Source organism: Actinomadura sp. NEAU-AAG7, from assembly GCF_018603865.1.
GTDB lineage: Bacteria > Actinomycetota > Actinomycetes > Streptosporangiales > Streptosporangiaceae > Spirillospora > Spirillospora litoris.
Window position 1 is genome coordinate 707061 of sequence record NZ_JAHFZY010000004.1, and the last position, 24151, is coordinate 731211.

23 protein-coding genes are annotated in these 24151 nt (G+C 73.1%); 12 read left to right on the top strand and 11 right to left on the bottom strand.

The annotated features are described in order from the left end of the window. The first annotated feature begins 6 nt into the window (after nt 1-6). From KLI87_RS22170 to KLI87_RS22185, 4 genes are all read left to right on the top strand, one after another. Entirely contained in the window at nt 7-555 is a 549-nt protein-coding gene (locus KLI87_RS22170) for a GNAT family N-acetyltransferase (RefSeq protein ID WP_214618486.1), read from the top strand. A 400-nt stretch (nt 556-955) separates the two neighbouring features. After that, entirely contained in the window at nt 956-1912 is a 957-nt protein-coding gene (locus KLI87_RS22175; RefSeq protein WP_250904082.1) for a cyclase family protein, read from the top strand. Between the two features lie 241 nt (nt 1913-2153). Then, nucleotides 2154-2783 (top strand): LysE family translocator, encoded by a 630-nt coding sequence (locus tag KLI87_RS22180; RefSeq protein WP_214618487.1) that lies wholly within the window; start codon nt 2154-2156, stop codon nt 2781-2783. A gap of 65 nt (nt 2784-2848) precedes the next feature. Further along, nucleotides 2849-3454 (top strand): TetR/AcrR family transcriptional regulator, encoded by a 606-nt coding sequence (locus KLI87_RS22185; RefSeq protein ID WP_214618488.1) that lies wholly within the window; start codon nt 2849-2851, stop codon nt 3452-3454. On the opposite strand, the gene KLI87_RS41595 is transcribed toward KLI87_RS22185, so the two are convergent. Next, nucleotides 3451-5253: a D-alanyl-D-alanine carboxypeptidase gene (locus KLI87_RS41595; RefSeq protein ID WP_308166120.1), complete on the bottom strand. Its 1803-nt coding sequence runs from the start codon at nt 5251-5253 to the stop codon at nt 3451-3453. The genes KLI87_RS22185 and KLI87_RS41595 overlap by 4 nt on opposite strands. A gap of 239 nt (nt 5254-5492) precedes the next feature. On the opposite strand from KLI87_RS41595, the gene KLI87_RS22195 reads away from it, so the two are divergent. The 3 genes from KLI87_RS22195 (at nt 5493) to KLI87_RS22205 (ending at nt 7648) form a co-directional block, all read left to right on the top strand. Then, entirely contained in the window at nt 5493-6101 is a 609-nt protein-coding gene (locus KLI87_RS22195; protein WP_156215798.1) for an RNA polymerase sigma factor, read from the top strand. Between the two features lie 2 nt (nt 6102-6103). After that, on the top strand, nt 6104-7150 hold the full coding sequence (locus KLI87_RS22200) for an LCP family protein (RefSeq protein ID WP_214618489.1): 1047 nt from the start codon (nt 6104-6106) through the stop codon (nt 7148-7150). A 78-nt stretch (nt 7151-7228) separates the two neighbouring features. Beyond that, the gene (locus KLI87_RS22205) at nt 7229-7648 is read left to right on the top strand and encodes a CBS domain-containing protein (RefSeq protein ID WP_156215800.1); all 420 of its coding nucleotides are present in this window, start codon (nt 7229-7231) and stop codon (nt 7646-7648) included. A gap of 6 nt (nt 7649-7654) precedes the next feature. On the opposite strand, the gene KLI87_RS22210 is transcribed toward KLI87_RS22205, so the two are convergent. Next, nucleotides 7655-8815: an aminotransferase class V-fold PLP-dependent enzyme gene (locus tag KLI87_RS22210; protein ID WP_214618490.1), complete on the bottom strand. Its 1161-nt coding sequence runs from the start codon at nt 8813-8815 to the stop codon at nt 7655-7657. Between the two features lie 139 nt (nt 8816-8954). Here KLI87_RS22210 and KLI87_RS22215 point away from each other — a divergent pair, with 139 nt between their 5' ends. Then, nucleotides 8955-10838: an ABC transporter ATP-binding protein gene (locus tag KLI87_RS22215; RefSeq protein ID WP_214618491.1), complete on the top strand. Its 1884-nt coding sequence runs from the start codon at nt 8955-8957 to the stop codon at nt 10836-10838. A gap of 368 nt (nt 10839-11206) precedes the next feature. On the opposite strand, the gene KLI87_RS41070 is transcribed toward KLI87_RS22215, so the two are convergent. From KLI87_RS41070 to KLI87_RS22230, 3 genes are read right to left on the bottom strand one after another with little or no spacing between them, the layout of a single operon-like run. Further along, on the bottom strand, nt 11207-11623 hold the full coding sequence (locus KLI87_RS41070; RefSeq protein ID WP_214618492.1) for an SRPBCC domain-containing protein: 417 nt from the start codon (nt 11621-11623) through the stop codon (nt 11207-11209). Beyond that, entirely contained in the window at nt 11620-11943 is a 324-nt protein-coding gene (locus KLI87_RS22225; protein ID WP_214618493.1) for a metalloregulator ArsR/SmtB family transcription factor, read from the bottom strand. The genes KLI87_RS41070 and KLI87_RS22225 overlap by 4 nt, the downstream gene beginning before the upstream one ends. Before the next feature lie 2 nt (nt 11944-11945). After that, the gene (locus KLI87_RS22230; RefSeq protein ID WP_214618494.1) at nt 11946-12305 is read right to left on the bottom strand and encodes a VOC family protein; all 360 of its coding nucleotides are present in this window, start codon (nt 12303-12305) and stop codon (nt 11946-11948) included. Nucleotides 12306-12430: 125 nt separating this feature from the next. On the opposite strand from KLI87_RS22230, the gene KLI87_RS22235 reads away from it, so the two are divergent. Next, the gene (locus tag KLI87_RS22235; RefSeq protein ID WP_214618495.1) at nt 12431-13357 is read left to right on the top strand and encodes an NADP-dependent oxidoreductase; all 927 of its coding nucleotides are present in this window, start codon (nt 12431-12433) and stop codon (nt 13355-13357) included. A gap of 3 nt (nt 13358-13360) precedes the next feature. On the opposite strand, the gene KLI87_RS22240 is transcribed toward KLI87_RS22235, so the two are convergent. Genes KLI87_RS22240 through KLI87_RS22255 form a run of 4 tightly spaced genes read right to left on the bottom strand, consistent with a single transcriptional unit; the run spans nt 13361 to nt 17329 of the window. Further along, nucleotides 13361-14260 carry an ROK family protein gene (locus KLI87_RS22240; protein ID WP_214618496.1) on the bottom strand — a complete coding sequence of 300 codons (900 nt, stop codon included), beginning with the start codon at nt 14258-14260 and terminating at the stop codon, nt 13361-13363. Beyond that, nucleotides 14257-15129 (bottom strand): carbohydrate ABC transporter permease, encoded by an 873-nt coding sequence (locus KLI87_RS22245; RefSeq protein WP_156215806.1) that lies wholly within the window; start codon nt 15127-15129, stop codon nt 14257-14259. Before KLI87_RS22245 ends, KLI87_RS22240 begins: the two co-directional genes overlap by 4 nt. Further along, nucleotides 15126-16073: a sugar ABC transporter permease gene (locus tag KLI87_RS22250; RefSeq protein WP_308166121.1), complete on the bottom strand. Its 948-nt coding sequence runs from the start codon at nt 16071-16073 to the stop codon at nt 15126-15128. The genes KLI87_RS22245 and KLI87_RS22250 overlap by 4 nt, the downstream gene beginning before the upstream one ends. A 2-nt stretch (nt 16074-16075) precedes the next feature. Beyond that, the gene (locus KLI87_RS22255; RefSeq protein ID WP_156215807.1) at nt 16076-17329 is read right to left on the bottom strand and encodes an extracellular solute-binding protein; all 1254 of its coding nucleotides are present in this window, start codon (nt 17327-17329) and stop codon (nt 16076-16078) included. A gap of 556 nt (nt 17330-17885) precedes the next feature. On the opposite strand from KLI87_RS22255, the gene KLI87_RS41600 reads away from it, so the two are divergent. Next, nucleotides 17886-19889 (top strand): histidine kinase, encoded by a 2004-nt coding sequence (locus KLI87_RS41600; RefSeq protein WP_214618497.1) that lies wholly within the window; start codon nt 17886-17888, stop codon nt 19887-19889. Here the strand turns inward: KLI87_RS41600 and KLI87_RS22265 are convergent. Next, nucleotides 19886-20491, bottom strand: a complete 606-nt coding sequence (locus KLI87_RS22265) for a DNA-binding response regulator (RefSeq protein ID WP_214618498.1) — start codon at nt 20489-20491, stop codon at nt 19886-19888. The genes KLI87_RS41600 and KLI87_RS22265 overlap by 4 nt on opposite strands. A 127-nt stretch (nt 20492-20618) precedes the next feature. Between KLI87_RS22265 and KLI87_RS22270 the strand changes: the two genes are divergently transcribed. Both KLI87_RS22270 and KLI87_RS22275 read left to right on the top strand, forming a co-directional pair. After that, on the top strand, nt 20619-21350 hold the full coding sequence (locus KLI87_RS22270; RefSeq protein WP_173390697.1) for an ABC transporter ATP-binding protein: 732 nt from the start codon (nt 20619-20621) through the stop codon (nt 21348-21350). Continuing rightward, nucleotides 21347-23743 carry an FtsX-like permease family protein gene (locus KLI87_RS22275; protein ID WP_308166122.1) on the top strand — a complete coding sequence of 799 codons (2397 nt, stop codon included), beginning with the start codon at nt 21347-21349 and terminating at the stop codon, nt 23741-23743. The genes KLI87_RS22270 and KLI87_RS22275 overlap by 4 nt, the downstream gene beginning before the upstream one ends. On the opposite strand, the gene KLI87_RS22280 is transcribed toward KLI87_RS22275, so the two are convergent. After that, nucleotides 23632-24117, bottom strand: a complete 486-nt coding sequence (locus KLI87_RS22280; protein ID WP_214618499.1) for a DUF6463 family protein — start codon at nt 24115-24117, stop codon at nt 23632-23634. The genes KLI87_RS22275 and KLI87_RS22280 overlap by 112 nt on opposite strands. Nucleotides 24118-24151: the final 34 nt, after the last annotated feature.

Genomic DNA, 24151 nt, shown 5'->3' on the forward strand with positions numbered 1-24151 from the left:
TGGTCTGTGTCTGGGAATTCTGCACGGATCGAATTGGCTCCGCTCACTCTTGGTGAGCAGGATGAGTTCTGCTCGCTCGTTCGGGCCAGTGCGGAGCTTCATCGGCCTTGGATGCGGTTGCCCGCTACGGCGCAGGAGTTCCAGGAGTGGATGCGGCGTTTCGAGGGCGGTGACAACCTCGGCTTTCTCGTCCGGGTCCGGGAGAGCGGTGCCGCAGCCGGGATGGTGAACATCAACTCGATCATCCGGGGCCGCTACCAGGGTGCCGCTCTCGGGTATGCCGCCTTCGCCTGGGCGGCGGGGCGGGGATACATGCGCGAGGGGGTCGCCGCCGTGCTGGATCATGCCTTCGGTGAGCTGCGGCTCCATCGGCTGGAGGCCAACATCCAGGCCGAGAACACGGCGTCGCTGGCGCTCGTCCGGCGGCTGGGCTTTCGCTACGAGGGGCTCTCGCCCTCCTACCTCTACATCGACGGTGCCTGGCGCGACCATGAGCGCTGGGCCATCACCGCGCCGTCTGCGTGGACGCCGCACCCGTCCCTTCCCGAGGTCTGAGCGCAACCGTTGTAGGCGCGAAGCGTGACGCAACAGCAGCGGACTCACGCTTACGGTGAATGCCTGGCTGCCTACTCAGTTCGATACGCGAGATCAGTCGGGCAGCGCCACGGTGAGATCCACCTCGACGAGCTGTCCGGCGAAGCCTGGTCGGGCGACGCCCAGGAGCGTAGGCCGTGCGCCCCGCCTCCGCCACCGTGATGTGGTGGTAGCCGGGCGTCCCGTGCAGCAGTTCGGGGTTGATGCGGGTGATCTTCTCGGCCATGGGCGCAAGTCTGACCAGCGTGATGGCGGCACGCATCGCGGTTTCCTCCGGCAGCCGACTGTCGGTCCGCTGGTCTAGCGTCAGGCCCGTTCGGCGGGGCCTCGGGCCTCGAACCGCGTGACCGGAGGAGCTGGGATGACGGTAGAGCGACCACTGCCCACACAGGATGACGTGCTCGGGTACTTCGACACGCTGTCGAACTGGGGACGATGGGGCGACGACGACGAGCTCGGCACCCTGAACCACATCACCGACGACGTCCGGCTGGCGGCGGCGCGCGCCGTGCGCCACGGCAGGAGCGTGTCGTGCGGATGGGAGATCGCCGTCCCGGCGGAGATGGAGCGGTCGACGACGTCCTGCCCGTGCGCGGCCGACATGCCGGGAGCCGAGAACATGCCGGTGTCCGGATTCCGCGACGACCGGCGGTGGGGCTTCTCGAACGAGCGGCTCGGCATCATGTTCCACAACAACACCGTCACCCACGTCGACTCTCCGTGCCACATCTTCTGGGACGGCGCGATGTACAACGGGCGGTCGCACTCGTTGGTCGACGCCGAGACGGGATCGGCGTGGGCGGCCGTCACGGCGGCGGCGAACGGGATCGTCACGCGCGGTGTCCTGCTGGACGTCGCGGCCGTCCGTGGCGTGCCGTGGCTGGAGCCGGGGGAGGGGGTGTTCCCCGACGATCTGGAGAGGGCCGAGCGTCGACAGGGCGTGCGGGTGCGGTCCGGTGACGCGGTACTCCTGCGGACCGGCGGTGGCCGCGTCCGGCATGAGGGCGGCGCGGCCGGCGGTATCACGCAGGCGGGCTGGCACGTGTCCTGCCTGCCGTGGCTGCGTGCACGGGAGGTCGCATTGATCGGCGCCGACACTCCCCAGGACGTTCAGCCGTCGGGGTACGACGACCTGCTGATGCCGGTCCACGCCGTGAGCCTCGTGGCGATGGGTCTGTGGATGCTCGACAACTGCGACCTGGAGGCGTGCGCGACCACGGCCGCCGAGCTCGGCCAGTGGGACTTCCACCTTGCGGTCGCCCCGGTCCGCCTCGCCGGGACGTCCGGCAGCCCGGTCAATCCGATCGCCACGTTCTGACCGCGGGACTCGCGCCCGGCCCCTCAGCGCCTGGGGAGCGGATGGCCGCCCGGTCCCAGTTCGATGATCATTCCGAGGATGACGTGGCCGTTGTCGACGTAGCTCCAGCCCTTGCCCGGCTCGAAGAGCCGCCGGTGGCGCATGGCGGCGGCGAGGAATGCTCATTCGGGTTGAATGGCCTGGAATCCGGGGCGTGCAATGGCCCTACTGGTCGGGGCGCGGTGTCCGTAGCGTGGCGACGGTGACCAACCCACTGCTGTTCGTCCTGGCGGCGCTCACGCTCGTCGCCATTCCCGGGCCCAACCACCTGTACATCACCACGCGCAGCATCGGGGAGGGACGTCGCGCCGGGTTCATGTCCGCGTTCGGGGTCGAGAGCGGCACGCTCGTGCATGTCGCGGCGGCGGCGGCGGGATTGTCGGCGGTCGTCGCCGCGTCCGCCACCGCGTTCGGGATCCTGCGGTACGCGGGCGCCGCGTACCTGCTCTATCTCGCCATTCGGACGCTGCGCGGCGGGAACGGCCACGAGGAGATCAGGCTGAAGCCGCAGCCGCTGCACCGCGTCTACCTGGACGGCGTGCTCGTCAACATCCTCAACCCGAAGGTCGTGCTGTTCTTCCTGGCGTTCCTGCCGCAGTTCGTCGACCAGGACGCGGGGGCCGTCCCGGCGCAGATCGTGGTGCTCGGGCTCGTGCTCACGCTGATCGGGCTCACCGTCGACCTGGTCTACGCGGCGGCGGCCGGGTCGATCGGCGGGTGGCTGCGGTCGCGGCCCGCGTTCCGGCGCCGCCAGCGGTACGCGACGGGGATCATCTACCTCGGGCTCGGTGCCGCGACCGTCCTCGCGGGGCCGTCCGCCCGCCGTACCTGAGAGGTTCCTGAACGGCCGCGGCGGCCGATTGACCGGGCCCGCGCCCGGCCCCTACGGTGAGCCGCATGACGAGCGAGCCCGGCCGGGAGCGGGTTCTGGACGCGGCGACCCGGCTGTTCGCGGCCCTCGGCTACGACGGCACGTCCACCAAGATGATCGCCGAGGCGGCGGGGCTGAACACCGCCGCCATCGCCCACTACGCGGGCGGCAAACGCGACCTCTACCTGGCCGTCATGGAGCGCGCGCACCGGATGGAGCGGTCGGCGCTCGAAGCGGCGGTCGCGGACATGACCCCCGACGCGGCGGGCGTCCTCAACCTGCTCGACCGCTACATCGACTTCTGCGCGGCGCACCCCGAGATCCCCGCGCTGTGGATGCACCGCTGGCTGTCGGACGCCGCCGACGTCGCCCACCTGGAATCCCTCTACGTCAAGCCGCTCATGCGGATGGTCACCGGCGCCGTCGGCGGGCTGCTCAGCGACGGCGCCGACGTCGAGTACCTCGCCTGGACGATCGTCTGGTGCACCCACGGCTTCGCGCGCGGCGGCGTCCTGGACGGCGACGGGCGGCGGCACGGCGTCGACGACCCGCGCGAGCTGGCCCGCTTCCGCGCCCATCTGCGCGGGCTCGTCGCGACCGCCCTCCGCCTGCCCGGCGACGAGGTCCGCTAGCGGAGCCGGGTCAGGCGCCTGAGCGGGGACGGCTCGCTCAGCGCGGCGCCGAGGACGAGCGGGATCCGCGCCGCGCCCGCCGTCAGCACGCCGACCCTGTCGCCGCGCCTCCCGGTGGCCGGCGGGTCGCCGCCGACCGTCACCGGGACCGAGAGACCGGGCCACCCCACCACGGTCACGGCGGACGCGGCGCGCGCCGGGGCGCCGCCGCCGAGCCCGTCGTCGACCTTCGCCACGGCGGTGTTCGCGGGCGCCAGCGTCGCCGCCGTCAGCGCGCCCTCCGCCGCCGCGACCAGCTGCTGCCCGGCCGTCACCGCGCCCATCGCGCTCGGCGACCGCTGCGCCATCACCGCGCCCACGATCAGCGTCGGGACGCCCGCGACCCGCTTGCGCGCGGCGAACACGAAGTTGCCGCCCGCCGCGTCGGTGTAGCCGGTCTTGCCGCCGACCACGCCGTACTGGCCGAGCAGGATGTTCCCGCCCGGACGCGGCGCGCCGCCGCCGTCGGGCACGTAGGCGGGGTGGTTGACGATCTCCCCGAACGCCGGGATCGCCATCGCGGCGGTCAGCAGCTTCACCTGGTCGGCGGCCGTGGACACGGTCCGCGCGTCATAGCCGCTCGGGTCGGTGTAGGTCGTGCTCGTCATGCCCAGCTCGCGCGCGGCCGCGTTCATCTTCGCGACGAACGCGCGCTCGTCCCCGGCGTCCCACCGGGCCAGCTCGTGCGCCACGTCGTTGGCGGAGATGATCATCAGGGCTTCCAGGGCCTTGCGCTGGGTGAGCCGCTGGTTCGCGGTCACCCCGAGCAGCGACTCCTGGCGCTTCCTGCGCATCGGGATCTGCGCCGCCGCCTGCGGCGACACCGTCAGCACCGGGCCCGGCTCGCCCGCGCGCAGCGGATGGCCGCGCAGGTAGACGTACGCGGTCATCACCTTGGCGACGCTCGCGGTCGGCGTCGGCGCCGACCCACCGGAGGCGCCCATCGTCCCGAGCCCGTCCACATGCACGACCGACTGCCCCTGCGCGGGCCACGGCAGTGCCGGCGCCGCCCCGGGGAAGGTGTGCCTGGACGTCGCCAAGGTCATCTTGAGCGTCGCGTCGGGGGCGGGCCGCACGAGCTGGCCCGCCACCGCACCGGCGACCAGGACCACCGCCGCCAGGGCGATGACCAGGGCACGCCGTCGCCGCCTGGGCGGCCGCTCGGCCGCGGGCGGTGGCGGTTCGGGGAGCGGCGGTTGCGGCGGTGCCGGTGCCGGCACCAGGGCGTGCGCCGGTTCGGGCTCGGGCTCGGATGTCTCCCAGGGCACCGTCCACTGGCCGGACGATCGCGTCGTGGGGGCCGGTTGAGGCTGGGATTGGGGGAGCGCGGCCTCCCACGGTCCCTGCGGTGCTTCCGGCTGGGCGCTGGGCTGCGGCGCGCTCGGCGGTTCGGGCAGGGGGGCGGCGGGGGGTTCGGGCGGGGGAGCGGCGGGCGTCTCCGGCCTCGGCTCCTCCCGCGTCCGCTGGGAGGACATGTCGAAGACGGTCGCGTCCGGGTTCCGCCGGACGGAGATGTCCGGGCGGGTCAGGGAGGCGGCCTTCTTCCGCTCCCGCTCGGCGCGGGCCTCCCCGTCCTCCTCCGGCTCTGTTTCCGCTGTTTCGGCCGCCTCGTCCTCAGGCTCGGCGGGCTCGGCGGGCTCGGCGGGCTCGGCGGGCCCGGGGGGCCTGGGCAGGGCGAACTCGGCGGTGCTCATGCGGTCGGGACCGTCGGGGACCTCGGCCTGCTCGGCCGCCTCCGGCTCCCGCTGGGCGTCGTCCACGGCACGACCTCCTCGACTCGGTGTCCTGACACGCGGACGGGACGGTCGCGGGCAGCGCGCCCCCACGCCGTCGACCCGTGCACCCTGAAGGATGCGCAGTTTAGCTGGAAGGTTCACTTCGTTACGCATTAGTGATCATGAGACGGCGGTTCCGCCGTGAACCGGGACGCGGCGTCGCGGAGATACACCGGCGAACACAGTCCCCACGGAAGGCCGGTTCGCATGCCATGGTGTCAGCGATGACAGCACCTCCGGCCGGTATCCCCGTCACCGGCACCGCCGCCGGACCGGTCTGCGACGCCGACCTCGTCGAGCGGTCGCTGGAGGAGCCGGAGGCGTTCGCCGCGCTGTTCGACCGCTACTCGGCGATGCTGTACCGCTACGTTTCGCGCAGGATCGGCCCGGAGCCCGCCGAGGACCTCGTCGGCGACACGTTCCTGACCGCCTTCAGCAAGCGGCACCGCTACGACCTCGCCCACCGGGACGCGCGGCCGTGGCTGTTCGGCATCGCGACCAAGCTGATCGCGCGGCACCACCGGGGCGAGGCGACGCGGTACCGTGCGCTGCGCCGCAGCCCGGTGGACGGCCCCGGGGAGGAACTGGCCGAGCGCGTGGCGGAGGACGTGACGGCGTTCGCGGCGCGCCCGCTGCTGGCCGAGGCGCTGGCCGGGCTGCCGCGCCGCGACCGGGACGTGCTGCTGCTGATCGCCTGGGGCGATCTGAGCTACGAGGAGGTCGCGCAGGCGCTGCGGATACCGGTCGGCACCGTCCGCTCGCGGCTGAACCGCGCCCGGCGCAAGGTGCGCGCGGTGCTCGGCGACACCAACCCGATGCACGAGGAGGAGTAGCGGTGGACGATCTCGAACTGCTGCGCGGCCTCGGCCGGGAGCTGGAGCACGAGCCGCCGGGGACGCTGGCGCGGCAGCGGCGGCGCCTGCTGGAGGCGCCGGACGGCCGCCGCGCGACGCCGGGCAGGAGCGGGCGGCTCCGCAGGCCGGGCGGCCCCGCGGGCTGGAGCCTGATCGGCGCGGTCGCGATGGTGACGGCCGCGCTGCTCCTCATCCCGGGCGTGGTGCTGCGCGGGGGCGGGAAACCGGTGCTCGGCGGCGCGAAGCACCTCGCGTTCGGGACGGGCAAGACCCTCAACGTCCTGCTCGTCGGCTCGGACTCGCGGGGCGGCGGCGCGGCGCGCTCGGACACCCTGGTCCTCGTCCACCTGCCCGCCGACCGCAAGAACGTGCGCGCGGTCAGCATCCCCCGGGACACGCTGGTGCGCGTGCCGTCCTGCAAGGCCGACGGCGGGAGGGTCGTGCCGGCCCGCGTGGCGCCCGTGAACTCGGCGTTCGCGCTGGGCGTCGCATGCACGCACCGCACGGTGGAGTCGGTGGCCGGCGTCGAGGTCGACACCAGCGTGGTGGTCGACTTCACCGGGTTCGCGAAGATCGTGGACGTGCTCGGCGGCGTCGAGCTCACGATCCCCCGGGCGGTCTCGGACCCGCCGTCGGGCCTGTCGCTGCGCCCGGGGAGGCAGCGGCTCGACGGCCGGCAGGCGCTCGCCTACGCCAGGGTCCGGCACGGCCTCGGGGACGGTTCGGACCTGGCCCGGATCGAACGCCAGCAGAAGCTCATGTCCGCCCTCCTGAAGGAGGCCAGGGAGCAGCGGCTGCGCGACCCCGCGCGGTACGCGAGGTTCCTGGCCATGTCGGCGCGGTCGGTCTCGACGTATCCGCGGCTGGACGTCGGCGCCCTGGAGGCCGTCGCGCGCGGCATGGAGAAGACGGGCGCGGACGCGGTGCGCTTCTCGACCGTGCCGGTGAGGCCCGCGCCGCAGGACCCGAACCGCGTCGCCCTCGACGGCGCCGCGGCGGAGCGGCTCTTCGCGCAGTTCAGGAAATAGGCGCGATGAGTGAGCCGAATCTCCTCGGGTAGGGCACGGCTCGTCCCAGGACCAGGAGCGAGTCGCAAGGAGTGAGTGATGGCCACGAAGATCCGCGACATCATGACCGGTTCCCCGACGTCGGTGTCCCCCGAACTCGACATCGTCACGGTGGCGCGGGCGATGCGCGACGAGGACATCGGCGCCGTCCTGGTCGCGGACGGTGACGAGCTGCGCGGACTCGTCACCGACCGCGACCTGGTCGTGCGGGGCCTGGCGGCGGGCGGCGACCCGAGCCAGGCCAAGATCGGCGGCATCACCAGCAGCGTCACCGCGACGATCGGCCCGGAGGACTCCCCGCAGAAGGCCGCGCAGATCATGCGCGAGCGGTCCGTCCGGCGGCTCCCGGTGCTGGAGGACGGCCGTCCGGTCGGCATCGTCTCGATCGGCGACCTCGCGGTCGAGGAGGACTCCGGCTCGGCGCTGGCCGACATCAGCGCGTCCCGCCCCAACCGCTGAGGCCGGTCAGCCGGGGAGGGCCGACATGAGAAGGTCCAGTTCCTCCTCGGTGTTGTAGTAGTGCACGGACGCCCGCACCGCCGACGGGAGCGCCCGCGGGTCATACCCCTGCGAGCGCGGGCTCGTGGTGTTGATGTTGACGCCGCGTTCCCGCGCCGCCTTCTTCACGGCGGCGGGCTCGTGCCCGTCCACGGTGAAGGTGACGATGCCCGACGGGCGCTCGCCCTTGTCCAGGACGGTCGTCCCGGGCCGGGCGGCGAGCCGCTCCCGCAGCCCGTCGGCGAGCGCGGCCACCCGCTCCCGGATCGCCTCGATGCCCAGCTCCGACGCATACTCCGCCGCCACGCCCAGGCCGATCTGGCCCGCGACGTAGCGCTCCCACGACTCGAAGCGGCGCGCGTCGCCGCGGATCTCATAGCCGTCCGGCGCCTTCCAGGTCGCGGCGTGCAGGTCGAGGAACGGCGGCTCCAGCGCCGCGATCATCTCCCGGCGCACGTAGAGGAACCCCGTCCCGCGCGGCCCCCGCAGATACTTGCGGCCCGTCGCGGACAGCATGTCGCAGCCGATCTCCTCCACGTCCACGCTGATCTGCCCCACCGACTGGCAGGCGTCCAACAGGTAGAGGACGCCGTGCTGGCGGCACAGCCGCCCGACCGCCGCCGCCGGGTTCACCAGCCCGTTGTGCGTCGGGACGTGGTTGATCGACACCAGCCGGACGTCGCCCCGCTCCAGCTCGGCGCTCAGCGCGTCCAGTGACAGCACGCCGTCCCGGCCGTCGGGGACGACCTCCACCTTGACGCCCCTGGCCGCCGCGACCTGCTGGTAGGCGATCGCGTTGCTGGAGTACTCGCTCGTCGTGGTGAGGATCCGGTCGCCCGGCGCGAAGGGGATCGCGTAGAACGCCATGTCCCACGCGCGGGTCGCGTTCTCCACGTAGGCGATCTCGTCCGGGCGGGCCCCGACCAGCCCCGCCACCGACTCGTAGAACCGCTCGATCGCCACCGCGTTCCGTTCGGCCGCCTCGTAGCCGCCGATGGTCGACTCCAGCGCGAGATGCTCCGCCACCGCCTCGATCACGGGACGCGGGGGCAGCGCCGCCCCCGCGTTGTTGAGATGCGCCACGTTCGCGCAGCCGGGGGTGTCCTTACGCGCCGCGTCGATGTCCACATGATGCCTTTCGCCGAAGATCGTCTATCGATCCTGTCGTACCCATGTGCGAGGTTGTGCACGGCGGCGAGGTTGACCTCAATCTTTGTTGAGGTTCCAGGATGTTCTTGGCGAGATCCTCCAGAGAGAGTGGTAACCGATGGACATGGAAGTGACCGCGTGGATGTCCCTGCACCACGCGATGAACGCCAAGGACGACCGCCGCCCGTTCTCCAAGGCGACCCTGAAGCGGATAGCGAGGTTCGCGCGCCCGCACAGACGGCAGCTGTTCGCCTTCCTCGGGCTGAGCGTCGTGCTGGCCGTCCTCGCGGTCGCGACGCCCGTCCTGGCCGGACGCGTCGTCGACGCGATCGTGGACGACTCGGCCAGTTCCACCGTCGTGAACCTGGCCATCCTGATCGCCTTGCTGGCCCTGCTGGAGGGCGGGCTCGGGCTGGCCAACCGGTGGCTGTCGGCCCGCATCGGCGAGGGCCTGATCCTCGATCTGCGCACGTCCGTCTTCGACCACGTGCAGCGGATGCCGGTCGCCTTCTTCACCCGCACCCGCACCGGCGCGTTGGTCAGCCGCCTCAACAACGACGTCATCGGGGCGCAGCGCGCCTTCAGCGACACGTTGTCGGGCGTGGTCAGCAACCTCGTGATGGTGATGCTGACCTTCGGGGTGATGGTCGGCATCTCCTGGCAGATCACGCTGCTCGCGCTGGTCCTGCTGCCCGTCTTCGTCCTCCCGGCGCGCCGCATGGGCACCCGCCTGGCCCGCCTCGAACGCGAGGCCGCCGCGCACGACGCCGCGATGAGCACCCAGATGACCGAGCGGTTCTCCGCCCCCGGCGCGACGCTGGTCAAGCTGTTCGGCCGCCCCGCCCGCGAGTCCGCCGAGTTCGCGGCCCGCGCGCGCCGCGTCCGCGACATCGGCGTCCGCACCGCGATGGTCCAGCACGTGTTCATCACCGCGCTGACCATGGTGTCGGCGCTCGCCCTCGCGCTCGTCTACGGCCTCGGCGGCTGGTTCTCGCTGCGCGGCTCCCTGGACGCGGGCGCGGTCGTGTCCCTCGCCCTGCTGCTGACCCGCCTCTACGCCCCGCTGACCGCGCTCGCCAGCGCCCGCGTCGAGGTCATGAGCGCGCTCGTCAGCTTCGAGCGGGTCTTCGAGGTGCTCGACCTGAAGCCGCTGGTCGCCGAGAAGAGCGGCGCCCGCGCCGTCCCCGAGGGGCCCGTCGCGGTCGAGTTCGACGACGTCCGCTTCGCCTACCCGTCCGCCGACAAGGTCTCCCTCGCCTCGCTGGAGGAGGTCGCCACCCTCGACACGCGCGGCGGCGTCGACGTCCTGCACGGGGTGTCGTTCCGCGCCGAGCCCGGCCAGATGGTCGCGCTCGTCGGCTCGTCCGGCGCGGGCAAGTCGACGATCGCGCAACTGCTCCCGCGCCTGTACGACGCCGACTCCGGCGCGATCCGGCTCGGCGGCGTCGACGTCCGCGACCTCACCTTCGAGTCGATCCGCGACACGCTCGGCATGGTCACCCAGGACGGGCACCTGTTCCACGAGTCGATCCGCGAGAACCTGCTGCTCGCCCGCCCCGAGGCCACCGAGGACGACCTCTGGGACGTCCTGCGCCGCGCCCGCCTCGCCACCCTCATCGAGGGCCTGCCCGACGGGCTCGACACGATCGTCGGCGAGCGCGGCTACCGCCTGTCGGGCGGCGAGCGCCAGCGCCTCACGATCGCCCGCCTGCTGCTGGCCCGCCAGCGCGTCGTGATCCTGGACGAGGCCACCGCCCACCTGGACTCCACGTCCGAGGCCGCCGTCCAGGAGGCCCTGGCCGAGGCCCTCGACGGCCGCACCGCCGTCGTCATCGCCCACCGCCTCAGCACGGTCCGCGCCGCCGACCTCATCCTCGTCGTCGAGGCCGGCCACATCGTCGAACGCGGCACCCACACCGAACTGCTGGCCGCCGGAGGCCGCTACGCCGACCTCTACCGCACCCAGTTCAGCGACGAGACCCCCTTGGAACCCGTCGCCTGACCCTCCTCGGACTCGGCCCGCCCCGGCACCCGGCCGCCGCTCCGGCTCCCGACCCGGACGAGCCGCCGGACGGCGGCGGGAGGCATGGAAGAGGAGCGCGGACATCCCGGGTCAGCGGCCGCCTGCCCGCGGCCGCCTGCCCGCGGCCGCCTGGTGTGGGCGATCGAGTGCCAGGAGGTCGACCGCCCGCCCTTGGCGAGCCGCCAAGAGCGGGCGGGTGCGGATCGCGTGCCGTTGATCCGCACGGTTCGGATGCCGGGCATCAAGGTCACGGGCCGTTGCGGGTGCCCGTGGAGTGCTCACCGGGGGCTTGGCCGCGCTCCGCGCCGGCGCCGGGCCGGGCGGGCGGCCGGGGCGTCCTGGTGCGGCTAGGCGAGGGCGGTGTGGAGGGACTCCAGCACGTGGGAGCGCCAGCCGTTGGCCATGCCGCGGAACGCGAACGCCTGGGACGGGTCGTCCATGTCGAAGCCCGCGTGGCGGATGAAGAGCCTCGTGCCGCGTCCCTCGGGGACCAGGCGCCAGGTGACGGTGGTGTCGAGGGAGCCGCCGCCCCAGCTGATGCGCAGCAGCCGTTCCTCGTCCAGGTCGAGGACCCGGCAGCGGATCGTCCCGTCGAAACCGGCGCCGGGGATAGGGCGGGTGGTGAAGGTGAACCGGTGCCCGACGACGGGTTCGAAGTCGTTCGGCATCAGCCACCGGGCCAGCAGGTCGCGGTCGGTGAGCGCCCGCCAGACCTTGGCGGGCGGGTGCGGGAGGAACTCCTCGACCTCGATGTCGGCGGTCACTCCGGGTGCTCCTCGTCCAGGACGTCGCGCAGGTCGGCCAGGCGTTCGCGCCAGAACCGCTCGTAGGGGGTGAGCCAGTCCGACACGTCCATCAGCGGGCCCGGCTCCAGGCGGTAGACGCGGCGGCGGCCGTCGCGCCGCTCGGTGACGAGCCCGGCGGTCCGCAGGACGCGCAGGTGCTCGGAGACGCTCGGGCGGCTCATCTCGAAGTGGGCCGCGAGCTCGTTCACCGAGCGCGGGCCCTCCAGCAGGAGGCGGGTCAGCTCCAGCCGCACCGGGCTCGCGAACGCCGCGAAGACGTCGGTGACCTCGGCGGCCATGGTCAGCGCGCCGCGAGGACGATCCCGTTGCCGTCGGGGTCGGCCAGGGTGGCCTGGCGTCCCCACGGCAGGTCCTGCGGGCCCTCGACGTCCACGCCCGCGCGGCGCAGTTCGGCGCAGTCGCCGTCGAGGTCGGACGTCTCCAGCATGAGGCCGTGCACGGTCCCCGGCGCGAGGCCGGGGACGTGGTTCGCCAGCACCACGTTCGTGTCCGCGCCGGCGGGGGCGAGCTGGAGCCAGCGGACGGGGCCCATCGCCCGGTCGGTGACCACCTCGAACCCGAGGGTTCCGGCGTAGAAGTCCTTCGCGGCGTCCTGGTCGGAGACCGGCACCGTCAGCAGCCGTACACACGTGATGTTCATGCGCCCGAAGATAGGTAGGAAACTCCCTACCTGTCAAGCGTAGGGAGTTGCCTACGCGACCCCGGTGGGCTCGGGCCTCCGGCGCGGTGGCAGGCTTTGGAATGGTCCACTAACCGGAGGAAGACATGCGCGCGGTCACCTATGACGCCTACGCCGACGACAACTCCCGCTTGAAGCTGGGTGAGGTCCCCGATCCGAGGGTCCCGCCGAGCAGTGTGCTCATCGAGGTGCGCGCGGCGGGGGTGAACCCGGTGGACTGGAAGGCGATGGCGGGCGGGCTCGACCCGCTGCTGGACACCGTGTTCCCCGTCATCCCGGGTTGGGACGTCGCCGGGGTCGTCGTCAGGCCGGGGCCCGACGTCCCCGAGTTCGCGGCCGGTGACGAGGTGATGGCCTACGCGCGCAAGGACGCCCTCCAGGCGGGGACGTTCGCGCAGTACGTCGCGGTGCAGGCGGCCCACATCGCCCTCAAGCCCGCGAACCTCGGTTGGGAGCAGGCGGGAGGGTTGCCGCTCGCCGGGCTGACCGCGCAGCGCGTCCTCGACCACCTGGACGTGGGTGAGGGCGACACCGTCCTGGTGCACGCGGCGGCCGGTGGCGTGGGGAGCCTCGCCGTGCAGATCGCGCGGGCGCGAGGTGCGCGGGTGATCGGCACCGCGTCCGAGAAGAACCATGACTACCTGCGGGGACTCGGTGCCGCGCCGGTCGCCTACGGCGAGGGGCTGGCGGGACGCGTCCGCGAGCTGGCGCCGGACGGGGTCTCCGCCGTGGCCGACCTCGCCGGGGGCCAGCTCGACGCGACGCTCGCGGTCCTCGCGCCCGGCGGGCGGCACGCCTCGATCGCCGACCCCGCCGTCGAGGAGCACGGCGGCCACGTGGTGTGGGTCCGCCCGGACGGCGCCAAGCTCGCCCTGCTCGCCGACCTCGCGGAGCGGGGCGCGCTCGACGTCGAGGTCGCCGGCTCCTTCCCCCTGGAAGGGGTCGGAGCCGCCTTCGACCTCAGCCGGGCCGGGCACACCCGGGGCAAGCTGGTGATCGACCCGTCCGCCTGAGGTCTAGCGGAGGCGGGAGGCGAGGATCGTCGCGCCCTTGACGCCGGCCTGGTCGTCCAGTTCCGTGGGGACGATCGGCGGCGCCGGGCGGAACTTCAGACGGTCGGTCAGGCGGGACGCCAGCGGCGTGAGCAGCGTGGCGCCCGCCTTGGCCAGCCCGCCGCCGACGACGATGAGGCCCGGGTCGAGGAAGAGCGTGGCGGAGGCCAGGCTGTCGGCGAGGCAGTCCAGTGCCTCGTTCCAGACCGCGGACGCGTGCGGTTCGCCCGCGGCGGCCAGCGCGACCACCTTCTCGGCCGGGACGCCCGAGCCGTGCCTGCGGGTCAGCGCGGCGGCCGACGCGTAGGTCTCCAGGCACCCCCGGTTGCCGCAGGCGCAGGGCTCGCCGTCCGGGCGGACGACGATGTGCCCGATCTCGCCGCTCCACCCGGACGTGCCCGGATAGGGGGAGTCGTTCAGGATCAGCGCGGCGGCGATGCCCGTGCCGATGGCGACGAACACGAAGTCGGACACCTCGCGCCCCGCGCCGAGCTCGGCCTCCCCGAGCCCGGCCGTGCGGACGTCGTGGCCGATCGCGACCGGGATGCCGAGGCGCTCCGCCGCGAGCCGCCGCATCGGGACGTCCCGCCAGCCGAGGTTGGCCGAGTGCACGGCCGTGCCGGACGTCTCGTCCACGATGCCGGGCAGCACGATGCCCGCCGCGGCGGCGGGGGAGCCGGTCAGCTCCTCCGCGCGCGCGGCGAGGTGGGCGGCGAAGCCGAGCACGCCGCCCACCGGGTCCGCCTGGTCGGTCGGCCAGGAGAGCGTCGCGAGGACCTCCCCGCCCGCCCCCGCCCGGCCGGCGACCTTGACGATCTCCGCCTTCATCGACGTGCCGCCCACGTCCAGGCCGATCAGCGTCACTTGACCGAGCCCGCGGTGAGGCCGCCGATCAGGTAGCGCTCGACGAACACGAACAGGATGACGACCGGCACGATCGCGATCAGTGACGAGGCGAACAGGTACTGCCAGTGCGCCTGGTACTGGGTCACGAACGAGGGGACGGCGACGGTGAGCGGACGCCGGTCGGGCGACGCGGTCACGGTCAGCGCCACGATGTACTCGTTCCACGCCGCGATGAAGGTGTAGACGACGGCGGTGACGACGCCGGGCATCGAGATGGGCAGGGTGACGCGGGTGAGCGCCCCGACCCGTCCGGCGCCGTCCAGGAACGCGGCCTCCTCCAGCTCCTTGGGGATGCTGGAGAAGTAGCCGTGCAGGATCCACACGCAGAACGGCAGGTTGAACGCCGCGTTCACCAGCACGAGCGCGAACAGCGTGTCGGTCAGGTTGAGCGCGACCATCTCCCGGTAGATGCCGATGACCAGCGCGGTCGGCGCGAACATCTGCGTGACCAGGACGAGCAGCAGGTAGGCGCCGCGCCCCCGGAAGCGGTAGCGGGCCGTGTAGTACGCGGCGGGCAGCGCGCACGCCAGCGTGACGACCGTCGCGGCCACCGCGACGATCAGCGAGACCCGCAGGTAGGTCCACAGCGGCGCCGCGTCCCAGACGTCGACGAAGTTCGACCAGGTCCAGTGGTCGGGCAGGTAGCCGCCCGGCGACTTGGTCAGGTCCTTCTCCGACTTGAGCGAGGTCAGCGCCATCTGCAGGTAGGGCAGCAGGAAGCCCACGGCCACCAGCCAGCCGACGGCGGTCAGCAGGGCCGTGCGGAGCCGGAGCGGGCGGCGGCGCGCCGCCCCCGCCGGGCTCGTCTCCTTGGACGGGCGCGTCATCGGACCTCCTCCCGCCACCGCGCGGCGCGCAGGTACATCAGGACCATCGCGAGGATGAGGACGAAGTTGACGACCGCCATCGCGCCGGACTCACCCACGTTCTGATCGTAGAAGGCGAGCTTGTACATGAACGTGGTGGTGGTGTCGGTGGAATGCCCGGGGCCGCCCCCGGTCATCGCCCAGATGATCGGGAAGCTGTTGAACACGTTGATGACGTTGATGATGGAGGCGATCATGATCGAGGGCCGCAGCAGCGGCAGCGTGATCCCGAAGTAGGTGCGCAGCGGTCCGGCGCCGTCGACGCGCGCGGCCTCGTAGACGTCCTCGGGGATCGTCTGGAGCCCGGCGAGGATCACGAACGAGGCGAACGGCAGCGACACGAACACCGCGACCCACATCATCCACAGCATCGCCTGCCAGGGATGGGCCAGCCAGTTCACCGGCTCGTCGATCAGGTGCAGGTCGAGCAGCACCCGGTTGACCAGGCCGGAGTAGTTGTCCAGCATCCACTTCCAGATGAGCGAGGTCATCAGCACCGACGCGGCCCACGGGACGATGACCGTCCAGCGGACGATGCGCCGTCCCGGGAAGCGGCTGTTCAGCAACTGGCCGATGGCGAGCGACAGCACCATCGTGGTGATGACGATGCCGGCGACCCAGCCGAGCGTCCGCAGGACGACCGGGATGAGGTCGTCCTCGTCGAACAGGTCGGTGTAGTTGGTGGTCCCGTTGCCGCCGAGCGTCACACCCGACGAGCTGATCTTCTGGAACGAGGTGCGGACCATCTCGACGACGGGCCACAGGACGACGACGGTGATGAGGACGAGGGACGGGCCGAGCCAGACGAGCGGCGTCAGCGCCCGCCCGGCCCGCCGGAGTGCGGAGGGGCGGGACGGCCGGGCCGTGGCACCGGCGTCCCGCGCCCTGGTTTCGAGGTCCTGCACTATCAGCCGCTCTTCTCGGCCGTCTTCTGGATGTCGTCCAGGACCTTCTTCGGGTCCTTGTTCGCCACCGAGGAGCCGAGGCTCTGCTTGACCGCGCCCGCGACGGCCGACCACGCCGGGTTGCTCGTCGGCGCGAACTTGGAGGAGGGCAGCGCGTCCACGAACTGCTTCATGTACGGGTCGGAGCTGAGCGCGTCACCGGCCGACTTCGTCACCGGGAGGAAGCCCTCCTTCTTGAGGAAGGTGGACGTGTTCTCCTTCTGGTACAGGAAGTCGAGGAACTTCTTGAGGGCCTCCTTGTTCTTGCCGTCGTTCTTCTTGAACGCGGCGAGGAGGTCCATGACGCCGAGCGTGTTGTGCTCGGTGCCGCTCTTGCTCGGCAGCGAGGTGACGCCGAAGTTCAGGTTCTTGTTGACGGGGTCGATGAACCCGGCCTTGGTGAACGGTCCGCCGATCGCCATGCCGATCTTGCCCTGCGCGAACTGGTTGAACACCGTCTTGCGGTCGGTGGTCTCCGGGTTCGGCTGGGTCAGCTTGGCGTCCTTCAGGCCCTTCAGGAAGTTCAGCGTCTCGACGTTGGCGGGCTGGTTGATCGCCCATTTGCCGGACGCGTCGACCCAGCCGCCGCCGTTGTTCATCGCCCAGGAGTAGAACTCCGCCTGCGACTCCTCGGGGCCGAGCGGCAGCCCGTAGCCGGTGGCGCCGCCCTCCTTCTGGATCTTCTCGGCGTCGGTCTTGACCTCGTCCCAGGTCTTGGGCGGGTTGGCGATCTTGGCCTTGGCGAACAGGTCCTTGTTGTAGAACAGCAGGCGGGCGCTGGAGATGAACGGCAGCGCGTACTGGTCGCCGTTGTACTTGGACTGCTCGACGAACGTCGGCGTGAAGTCGCTCAGCGTGGTCGGTGAAACGACCTCGGACGCCTTGTAGATGAGCCCGTCCCGCGCGAAGTCGGAGAACGAGTTGTAGTTCAGGAGGTCGGGAGCCTGCTTCGTCTGGATGTAGGTCTTGACCTTGGCGTCCATCTGGGTCCAGTCGACCATCTCCAGCTGCACCTTGTAGCCGGAGTTCTTGGCCTCGAAGTCCTTGATGAGCGCCTTCCAGTAGGGCTCGGCGTTGCTGTCGTAGATCGCCGCGACGAACTTGATGCTCTTGCCGTCGGAGCCGCCGTCGTCCGACGAGCTGCCCTTCCCGCATCCGCTCACGCCGAGGGCCACTGTCAGGCCCGTGGCGATGGCGACCGTGAGGTGCCGTTTCATCTGTCCCCGCCTTCTCCGGCTTGCTCTTCTTCGGGGCGCCCGCGCGCCCGTGCCGACTGTCGATCCGCTAGCTGCCGCCGACCCCGCGCTAGGGTCGCGCGGCCTCTCCCGCCGCGGTCGTTTGGCGCGATGAGTCTCCTGGGCACGGCGTCCGGACGGTCTCGGGTTCCGCCCGGCGTGCCCCCTCGCGCGCATGAACATTTGTGCGCGGGGCGAATGCTCATTGAGCACAAACGCGCGTTGGTCCCAGAAGATATGAGCTGGTCCGTACCAGTTCAAGAGGTCATTTCCGCAAGAGTCTTAACTGTTACCGGGCGCGGGACCTGCGGAGATCTGGTCCGGTGTGCACGCTGGACTGGTCTAGTCCAGCTGTCAGGAGTGTCTTGCTGTTCACTCTCAGCGAACGTTGGTCTTTCGGGCCGAAACGGACCTGAGGTGGCCCCGAGGTGGCCTCCACGTGTCGGCGCCGTACGCCGGTCGAGCGCCCGCCGGGAACGCGGCAAATGGCGGACATGGGAGGATCCGAGGCGGGCGCGACTGCGATGTGAGGGGATCGGTGGCCGTCGAGGGGTTCACGGCGTCCGGGCGGGCGCGGCTGGTCGCCGGGCTCGTCATGGCCTCGTTCGCCGGTGTGTACGCGTTGGGCGCCCCCGCGCGGACGGACGGCGCGCCCCGGGTCGCGGTGGCGATCGTCCTCGTCGCGGCGGTGTGCGCTCTGCACCTGGTGTGGCTCGTCCCGCGGATCCCCGGCAGCCGCTGGGCCGCCGTCGCCGCGCAGGCCGCGTGCGCCTACGGCGCGGTGGCGCTCGGCACCTCGGTCGGGGTCCTCGGCTTCGTCGCGGGTTCGCTGATGCTGGCGGCGGCGTGGCCGGCGGCGGTCGCGGTGCTCGCGAGCGCCGCCGTCCTGGACGCGCCGCGCGACGGCTCGACCGCCGACGCGACGCTCTCGGCCCTGCTGGTCGGGCTCGTCGTCTACGGGCTGGTGCGGCTCGCCGACCGGGTGGACGACACGGCGGCGGCGCGGCTGCCGCTCACGATGGCGGCGGTGTCGCGGGAACGGCTCCGCATCGCGACCGAACTCGACCGGGGCCTCGGCGAGGGACTCGCCACGATCTCCGCGGGCGGCCGCCGCGCCCTCGACCGCCCCGAACGGATCGGCGACGTGCTGGACGTCGCGCGCCGCTCGCTGAACGACGCGCGGGCGGCGGCGGCCGACTTCCGGAGCATGTCGCTGGCGCCGGAGGTGGCGGCGGCGCGGGCGCTGCTGGAGGCGGCGGGCGTCGAGGCGGAGGTGCGGAGCGGGCACCGGGAACCGCTGGGCCCGGCCGGGGCGCTGCTGGCGACCGTCCTGCGCGAGGCGGTCACCGACGTGGTGCGCGGGGACTCCGCCGAGCGGTGCGTCATCGAGACGTCCGAGAGCCGGGGCGTGGTCAGGCTGCGCGTCGTGAACGACGGCGTCCGGACGGCGGCCGAGGGCGAGGAGGGCCTCGCGGACGCGGCGGAACGCGTCCGCGCGGCGGGCGGCACGTTCGCCACGGGCCTCGGCGGCGACGGCCGCTTCACGGTGGAGGCCGCCGTCCGGGCCGCGAAGCGACCCGTGACCACGCCCGACCGCAACGCCTACCGGCTGTCGGTCACGCTGCTCGCGGCGGTGCTGGCGGGGTTCGCGCTGAAGGGCCTGCTACAGGCCCCGTCGGGCCTGTGGCTGGGGCTGGCCGGGTTCCTCGTCGGGGGGCTGCTGGTCGCGCTGCCGCACCGGCTCGCGGTCCCGCTGGTCGCGGCCGTGATCACCGGCGTCGGCGCGGCGGCCGCCGGGCCGTTCCGGGGGGACGTCCCCCCGCAGGAGGCCGGCCCGGACGTCGCCGCCACGGTCAACTCCATGATCAGCGCGCTGGTGACCGGGCTCGTGCTGTACGGGCTCGTCCGCCTCACCCGGCTGGTGCGCGACCTCCGGGTCGCGGGCGAGGAGCTGGCGCGCGCCGCGACCGTCCAGGAGCGGCTGCGGGCGGCCCGCGACCTGCACGACCTGCTCGGGCACAGCCTCGCCGCGATCCTGCTGAAGTGCGAGCTGGCGCGGCGGCTGGCGGAGGCGGACCCGGCCCGTGCCAGGGCCGAGCTGACCGAGGTCCTCGCGATGGCCGAGCGGGCGCAGGGGGACCTGCGGGCCGCGACCGGCGGCACGTCGGCGCTGGTGCTGGACGCGGAGGTCGCCTCGGCGCGGTCGGTGCTCGCGGCGGCGGGCGTCGAGGTCGAGGTGGACACCGGCCACGCGGGGCTCACGGCCGAGGCGTCGGCGGTGCTCAGCGTCGTGCTGCGCGAGGCGGTCACCAACGTGCTGCGGCACAGCGCCGCCCGGCACTGCGCGATCGTCACGGCGCGCGACGGCGCGGGCGTCCGGCTGACCGTCCGCAACGACGGCCTCGACCCGCGCGCCCGCCGCACGCCCCCCGGCGCGGGCATCGGCAACCTCACCACGAGGCTCGCCTCCCACAACGGCACGCTCAGCGCCCGCGCCGACGGAAACGGCGACTTCCGCCTCGACGCCCACCTGCCCGCCTAGAGCCAGCCGGCCTCGCCCGCTATTCGCGCCGCGTCGGTGCGGTTGCGGGCGTTGAGCTTGGCCACGACGGACGTCAGGTGGTTGCGGACCGTCCCGGCCGACAGGAACAGCCGCTCGGCGATCTCGGTGGCCTCGGCGCCCTCGGCGGCGAGGCGCAGCACGTCGGTCTCGCGCGGGGTGAGCGGGTTGTCGGCGAGGTCCCAGGCGGTGACGGCGAGGCTCGGGTCCAGGACGCGGCCGCCCGCCGCGACCTCGCGGATCCCGGCGGCCAGCTCCTCGGGCGGCGCGGTCTTCAGCAGGAACCCCCGGACGTGCGCGGCGAGCGCGCGGCGCAGGTGGTGGGGCTTGCCGTGGCCGGTGAGGATCAGCGTCGCGGTCGCGGGCAGCTCCTCGTGCAGGGCGGCCGCGGCCGCGAGGCCGTCCATGCCGGGCATGTCCACGTCGAGGACGGCGACGTCGGGACGGTGCGTCCGGGCCGCGGGCAGCACCGCGTCGCCGCGCTCGACCTCGGCCACCACCTCCAGGTCGGGCTCCAGGTTCAGCAGCGCGGCGAGCGCGCCGCGCACGACGTGGTGGTCGTCGGCCAGCAGCACCCTGATCACGCTCTATGTCTACCAATGTCCACCAATGTCTACCAGCCGCCGCCACGGCGGCACCCATGACGAGGTCATGGGTGATCGGTGACGGCGTCTCTGGTGGGCGGACCCGCAGGTCAGAAGACTTGGGGGCATGGACGAAGCGGTGCGTTTGGACGCGGTGAGCAAGGTCTACGGCAGGGGCGGCGGCGCCGTCGCGGCGCTGCGGGAGGTGACGGTGGGGATCCCGCGCGGCCGGTTCACGGCCGTCATGGGGCCGTCCGGATCGGGGAAGAGCACGTTCCTGCACTGCGCGGCGGGGCTGGACACGCCGACGTCGGGGACCGTCCGGCTCGGTGGCACCGAGCTGTCGGCGATGAGCGAGACGCGGCTGACCGAGCTGCGCCGCGAGCGCGTCGGGTTCGTGTTCCAGGCGTTCAACCTGGTCTCCGCGCTGACCGTGGAGAAGAACATCACGCTGCCGCTGCGGCTGGCCCGCGCGCGTGTCGACCGGGCGTGGCTGGAGGAGGTGGTGGCCCGCGTCGGCCTGCGGGACCGCGCCGCGCACCGTCCCGCGCAGCTCTCGGGCGGGCAGCAGCAGCGGGTGGCGATCGCCCGCGCCCTGGTCACCCGGCCGGACGTGGTGTTCGGCGACGAGCCGACCGGCGCGCTCGACACGATGACGGCGCGCGAGGTCCTCACGCTGCTGCGCGAACTCGTGGACGGGATGGGCCAGACGGTCGTGATGGTCACCCACGATCCCGTCGCCGCGTCCTACGCCGACACGGTGCTGTTCCTCGCCGACGGCCGGATCGCCGACACGCTGGACGCGCCGTCCAGCGACGGCGTCGCCGCCCGCATGACGCGGCTGGGGGCCTGGAAGTGATCGCGAGGAAGGCCGGTCTCGCCGGCGCGTTCGCCGCCCTGCTGTGCGCCGCCGCGCTCGTCTGCGCCTGCGGGATCCTGCTGGACACGGGGCTGCGCGGGTCCGTCGCGCCGCAGCGGTACGCGGGCGCGCCGGTCGTCGTCGGCGGCGACCAGTACGTGCACGCGGTCAAGGAGAAGAAGGGCAGGACCAAGCACAAGGCGAAGGTGCTCGGCGAGCGCGTCTGGGTCCCGGCGTCGCTGGCGGACCGGATCCGCTCGGCGCCGGGCGTCCGCGCGGTGACGACCGAGGTCAGCTTCCCCGCCGAGATCGCGGGCCGGGACGGCGAGTCGTGGGGGCACGGCTGGGAGTCGGCCGCGCTCACCCCGTTCACGCTGCGGGCCGGGCGGGCGCCCGCCGCCGACGACGAGATCGTGGTGGACGCGGCGTCCGCCCGCGAGCGGGGGCTGCGGCCCGGCTCGCGGGTGCGGGTCGAGTCGGCTGAGCCCGGCACCTACCGGGTCGTGGGCGTGACGCGGCAGGCGCTCAGGGACCAGACCGCGATCTTCTTCAGCTCCGCGCGGGCGGCGCGCCTGGCCGGGCGTCCCGGCATGGTCTCCGCGATCGGCGTGACCGGGCCGGAGCGGGCGGTGCGCGACGCGGTGCGCGGCGCGCGGGTGACCGTCCACACCGGGGACGGCCGGGGCAGGGCCGAGTTCCCCGGCGCCGAACGGTCCCGGATCAAGCTGATCAGCATGGGCGGTGCCCTCGGCGGGACGGCGCTGCTGGTGGCGGTCCTCGTCGTGTCCGGCACGTTCGCGCTGTCGGTGCAGCAGCGGGAGCGGGAGATCGCGCTGCTGCGCGCCATCGCCGCGACGCCGCGCCAGGTCCGCCGGATGATCGGCCGGGAGGCCCTGGCGGTCGGGCTCGTCGCGGGCCCGCTCGGCGCCGCCGCCGGGCTGCCGCTGGCGTTCTGGCTGCGCGACCGGTTCCGGGGCCTCGGCGCGCTGCCGGCCGGTCTCGACCTCGTGACCGGCCCGTTCCCGCCGGCCGTCGCGGTGCTCGCGGCCGTGGCCGCCGCGTGGGCGGCCGCCCGGACCGCCGCGCGGCGGACGTCGCGGATCCGGCCGGTCGAGGCGCTGGGGGAGGCGGCGCTGCGTCCCGTCCGGCTCGGGGCGGGGCGGCTCGTCGCCGGGCTCGGGTGCACCGCCGGGGGCGCCGCGTTGACGGTGCTGCTGGCCCACCTGAACGTCGAGGCCGCGTCCAGCCCGGTCACGATGCTGACCGCCATCGTCTGGACGGTCGCCGTGGCGCTCCTCGGCCCGGTGCTCGCCCGCGCCGGTGTCGCCGTGCTGGCGGTGCCGCTGCGCCTGTTCCCGGTCGGCGGCGACCTGGCCGCCGCGAACCTCGGCGCGGGCGCGCGGCGGCTCGCGTCCGTCATCACCCCGCTCACGCTGATGATGGGGCTGACCGCCACGATCCTGTTCGTCCAGACGACGATGGGCCACGCCGCGACCCGCCAGGCCGCCGACGGCACGATCGCCGCGCACGTGGCCGGGCCCGGGGTTCCGCACGCGGTCGCGGAGGAGATCCGCCGCTCGCCCGGGGTCACCGCCGTGACCGAGGTCGTGCGCGGCACCGTCCGGGTCGGGCTGGAGAACTACCGGATCCAGGGCGTCACGCCCGCTGCTCTGAACCGCACGCTGGACCTCGACGTCCGCTCCGGCTCGCTGGACGGGTTGGGCGGGTCCGGCATCGCGGTCAGCGAGACGGCCGCCGGGCGGCTGCACGTGCGGCCCGGCGACCGGCTCCGCCTCACGCTCGGGGACGGGACGCCGATCGCCCCCACGGTGATCGCCGTCTACGGGCGCGGCCTCGGGTTCGGCGACCTCACCCTCTCCTGGGACCTGCTCGCCGCCCACGTGGACGACCCGCGCGGCACCGTGCTCGTGGCCGGGGAGCCCCCGCGGATCCCCGGCCTGCGGTTCGCCGGCCCTGCCTCCATCACCACGAACGCCTCCCAGAACGCCGAGGTCAACCAGGTCGCGATGATCCTGATCATCGCGTTCACCGCGATCGCCGTGGTGAACACGCTGGCGATGGCGACCTCCGCCCGCGCCCGCGAGTTCGCGCTGCTGCGGATCGTCGGGACCACCCGCCGCCAGGTCATGGGCATGCTCGGCTGGGAGACGCTCGCGACCGTGCTCATCGCGGCCGTCCTCGGCACGGCGGTCGCGCTGGTCACGCTCACCGCGTTCGGCCGGGGCATGACCGGCGGCGCGCCCCACGTCCCGCCGCTCATCTACCTGGGCGTCCTCGGCTGGGCCGGGGTGCTCGCGCTGGTGGCGACCGCGCTCCCGGCGCGGCTCGCGATGGCGCCGCGTCCGGCCGACACCATCGGCGCGGGCGAGTGAGCCCGGTAGGCGGAGGTCAGCGACAGCGCGCCGATCACCAGCAGCAGCCAGCCGCCGCCCGCCGGGAAGTACAGCGCGACGAGCACGACGCCGAGCAGCAGCATCACCCAGCCGGTCTCGGCGGGCATGCGCCCCGTCCGGACGGCGACCGAGCGCGACAGGAGCCCGGCGAGCAGCAGCATCGGGGCGGCCAGCAGGAACCACACGCTCGACTCGCGCTCGAAGAAGCCGGCCGCGCCGTCGTCCGCCAGCGCCCGGAAGAACCCGTCGCGGGCGATGTCGTCCCAGGCGTTCGGCTGGACGAACGCGAACAGCACGTGGCCCACCGCCGTGGCGAGGATCAGGCGGATCGTCCAGCGGGTCAGATTGTCCATGATTACCTCCTGACCTGGGACGTTACGGCCGTGC